Origin of the sequence: Streptomyces hirsutus, assembly GCF_001418415.1 — a bacterium.
In the GTDB taxonomy this organism is placed as follows: Bacteria; Actinomycetota; Actinomycetes; order Streptomycetales; family Streptomycetaceae; genus Streptomyces; species Streptomyces hirsutus.
The window spans coordinates 1-3995 of the sequence record NZ_LIQT01000747.1 but is presented as its reverse complement, the minus strand read 5'-3'; the positions used below and the strand labels follow the sequence as shown (position 1 = coordinate 3995).

Annotated in this window: 2 protein-coding genes and 2 pseudogenes; all 4 read left to right on the top strand. The window is 69.5% G+C overall.

The window, feature by feature from the left end; all coding sequences use genetic code 11:
• Window positions 1-185 precede the first annotated feature (185 nt).
• The gene (locus AOK11_RS38210) at window positions 186-959 is read left to right on the top strand and encodes an isoprenyl transferase (RefSeq protein WP_055598193.1); all 774 of its coding nucleotides are present in this window, start codon (window positions 186-188) and stop codon (window positions 957-959) included.
• 353 nt (window positions 960-1312) lie between these two features.
• Entirely contained in the window at window positions 1313-2638 is a 1326-nt protein-coding gene (locus AOK11_RS38205) for a PhoH family protein (protein WP_055598192.1), read from the top strand.
• 403 nt (window positions 2639-3041) lie between these two features.
• Window positions 3042-3721, top strand: a pseudogene (locus tag AOK11_RS38200) (aggregation-promoting factor C-terminal-like domain-containing protein); the annotation flags it as partial.
• Window positions 3722-3815: 94 nt separating this feature from the next.
• Window positions 3816-3995: pseudogene (locus AOK11_RS43240) on the top strand (AI-2E family transporter); the annotation flags it as partial.

The following is a 3995-nucleotide window of genomic DNA, read 5'->3' as shown; positions in this document are numbered from 1 at the left end:
GCGCGCCCCCGGACCGTCCCCACCCCCGACGTTGAAGCCCTCTGCCCCCGCAGGGGTAGGCTTCGCCCCCGGGGACTGCCACAGGGAGACAGGGCCCGCCCGCGGCCGAGGAGTACCGGGCCGCATGGCGCGGATCGCGGCGGGTGCCGTCCCTGTCCGATCCGTACGGAGGGGCTGACGATCACGTGAACCTGCGCGACAAGCTGCGCGGCCTGCTGCTCAGGCTGTACACGCGCCGGGTGGGAGGCCGCCTGGACCACGCTCAGGTGCCGAAGCACATCGGCGTCATCATGGATGGCAACCGTCGTTGGGCGAAGGCCTCGGGTTCCAGTACCGTCCACGGCCACCGGGTCGGCGCGGACAAGATCGGTGAGTTCCTCGGCTGGTGCTCCGAGACGGACGTCGAGGTGGTCACCCTGTGGCTGCTGTCGACGGACAACTTCGACCGGCCGAAGGACGAACTCGTTCCGCTGCTCGGCATCATCGAGGACGTCGTCCGCAGTCTCGCGGCCGACGGCCGCTGGCGGGTGCACCACGTCGGTACCCCCGACCTGCTGCCTGCCGGGATGCAGACCACCCTCAAGGAGGCCGAGACGGTCACCGCGCAGGTGGACGGCATAGTGGTCAACGTCGCCATCGGGTACGGCGGTCGCCAGGAGATCGCCGACGCGGTGCGCTCCATGATCCTCGACGCCCACGAGAAGGGCACCTCGATGGAGGCGCTCGCCGAGGCCGTCGACGTCGACATGATCGGACGTCATCTCTACACCCGCGCCCAGCCCGACCCCGACCTTGTCATCCGAACGAGTGGCGAGCAGCGGTTGTCCGGATTCATGCTGTGGCAGACCGCGCACTCGGAGTACTACTTCTGCGAGGTCTTCTGGCCGGCCTTCCGCAAGGTCGACTTCCTGCGCGCCCTGCGCGACTACGCGGCCCGCCACCGGCGTTACGGCGGCTGAGGCCACGGCCTGCGGCACCGTCCGGCGGCCGAGGGGCCCCGGGTGGGGTCGGTCAGCCGTTCGGAGGAACGGACGTAACGAGGAGTTCACCGGGGTGCCGCCGGGTACTCGGGCATGGGCGCGATGGTTCGAGGGCATAAGTCAGACAGGTCGACACCCGAACCACGGGTGTCGGATCTCAGCGGGCGGCCCGAGGTCGTCCGCCCGGGAGGCCCTTTGCACCAGCCCGACCGTGCGGTCACGGCACGGACGAAGCAGCGGAGGGCCGGTTCTCGGCCCGTGCATCGGCGCCGTCAACCGGTCCAGCTCCGCTCCGTCGCTCCCCGACCTCTTCCGAGGGGGTACGTCCTTCCGTGGTGACCAGCACAAAGCGCCACAAGCCCGACCGGCGCACCTATGTCATCGACACCAGCGTCCTGCTGGCCGATCCCAACGCCCTGAGCCGCTTCGACGAGCACGAGGTCGTGCTTCCCGTCGTCGTGGTGACGGAGTTGGAGGCCAAGCGGCACCATCCCGAACTCGGCTACTTCGCCCGGCAGGCGCTGCGCCTGCTCGACGATTTCCGGGTGCGGTACGGCCGCCTCGATGCTCCCCTCCCGATCGGGGACCTCGGCGGAACCCTGCGTGTCGAACTCAACCACTCGGACCCCGGCCTGCTGCCCAGCGGCTACCGCCTGGGGGACAACGACTCCCGCATCCTCGCGGTCGCCCGCAATCTGCAGGCCGAGGGATTCGACGTCACCGTCGTGTCGAAGGATCTCCCGCTCAGGATCAAGGCGTCCTCCGTGGGACTCCTCGCCGAGGAGTACCGCGCCGAGCTCGCCGTCACGGACGCCTCCGGCTGGACCGGGATGTCCGAACTGACCCTGCCCGGCGAGCAGGTGGACGTCCTCTTCGAGGAGGGCCACGTCTACGTGCCCGAAGCGGCCGACCTGCCCGTGCACACGGGGCTGACCATCCAGTCGGAGCGCGGCAAGGCGCTCGGCCGGGTCACCCCCGAGGGCAACGTCCGGCTGGTGCGCGGCGACCGGGAGGCGTTCGGCATCAAGGGCCGGAGCGCCGAGCAGCGGATCGCGCTCGACCTGCTGCTCGACCCCGACGTGGGAATCCTCTCCCTCGGCGGCCGGGCCGGCACCGGCAAGTCGGCGCTGGCGCTGTGCGCGGGCCTGGAAGCGGTGCTCGAGCGCCGTCAGCACCAGAAGGTGATGGTCTTCCGCCCGCTGTACGCGGTGGGCGGACAGGAGCTCGGCTATCTTCCCGGCAGCGAGGCCGAGAAGATGAGCCCCTGGGCGCAGGCCGTCTTCGACACGCTGTCGGCGGTCACCAGCCGCGAGGTCATCGAGGAGGTCACCGCGCGCGGCATGCTGGAGGTCCTGCCGCTCACGCACATCCGGGGCCGCTCGCTGCACGACGCGTTCGTGATCGTGGACGAGGCCCAGTCGCTGGAACGGAACGTACTGCTGACCGTCCTGTCCCGGATCGGCGCCAATTCGCGGGTCGTCCTGACCCACGACGTCGCCCAGCGGGACAACCTCAGGGTGGGCCGGTACGACGGAGTGGTCGCCGTCGTCGAGAAACTGAAGGGCCATCCGCTCTTCGCCCACGTGACCCTGAACCGGTCCGAGAGGTCCCGGATCGCCGCCCTTGTGACCGAAATGCTGGAGGACGGGCAGATCTGAGCGGTCTGTGAGGTCTGATGGTCGGCGCCGTCCGGAAAGGCTGAAGAGCCTAACCGGGCGGCGCCGGCGTGCGTGGGGCTTTCCGGTAATCGCCTGAGCCAAACGGGATGTGAGCTTTCACACCCGCGAGGGAATTGCCTCCCGGCTCCGTATTACGGCAGAGTCTCACTCCTGTCAGGCCCCGCATACGACGCAGCCTTACCCCCAGCGGTAGAGCGCCACACGAGTACCAGCATCAACTGCATAGCGTTGTCGTATGCCGCCCGAGCATCACGCGGCGCTCCCGTTCGGGAGTTGCCCACCGGGCCCGTGCCTCCCGTGACCCGAGTTGGGGAGGCCAGTGTCGAGGGCACGATTGCGTCCGCGAGGGTCACCGAAGCGGTCGATGCTGGAAGGAAACCGTGTGAGCCGGATCTCGGTCCGGGGATTCGCAGTGGCTTCGGCCACGGCGGTCACCGCTGTCGGAAGCGTCGTCGGTGTTGCGTCGGGCAGTACTGCGCAGACCAACAACGACCTCGAGGCGACGGCAGCCGGCACCACGCTGCTTGCGGACATCCCCGCGGGTCAGCAGGTCGAGGTGCAGACCGCGTCCCTGACGCAGCAGGCCGAAACCATGGCCATCGCCGCGGACACGAGCGCCAAGAAGGACGCGGAGGAAGCGGCCCGCAAGGCCGCCGCAGAGACCGCGATCGCCAAGAAGAAGGAAGCCGCCGAGCAGGCGGCCAAGGAAGCCAAGGCGGCCAAGGAAGCCAAGGAGCGCGAGGAGGCCGATAAGGCCGCCAGCCGTTCCAAGACGGCCGCCGCGTCCGCCTCCGACTTCGCGGTCCAGAGCTCGTACAGCGTCGCCGAGGTCCAGGCGATGGCCCGGCAGATGATTCCGGCCGCCCAGTTCCAGTGCTTCAGCAACATCGTGGACCACGAGTCCACCTGGAACTACAAGGCCGTGAACCCTTCCTCCGGCGCCTACGGTCTCGTCCAGGCACTGCCGGGAACCAAGATGGCGTCGGCCGGCGCCGACTGGCAGACCAACCCGGCCACCCAGATCAAGTGGGGCCTCGGCTACATGAACGAGCGCTACGGCAGNNACGGTGCGGGGCTTTCGCCCTGTACGGTCTGATCGACGCCCCCGGGGGAAGCAGGGGGAGTGATGAGGAGAACCGGGGGAAAAGGACGCACCATGTCGCACGTGCCAGGATGGCTCGGCCGGATCGGAGCCGGACTGACCGAGGTGAGCAGGCGGTTGGAGGAACGCCGCGCCGCGATGGAACGGGAGAGCCGGGACGGCCCCGAGCCCGGCGTGACGCCCGCCCCGGCCGCCGGGCCCGACGCGCCCGATGCCTCCGCCGCTTCCACCCCC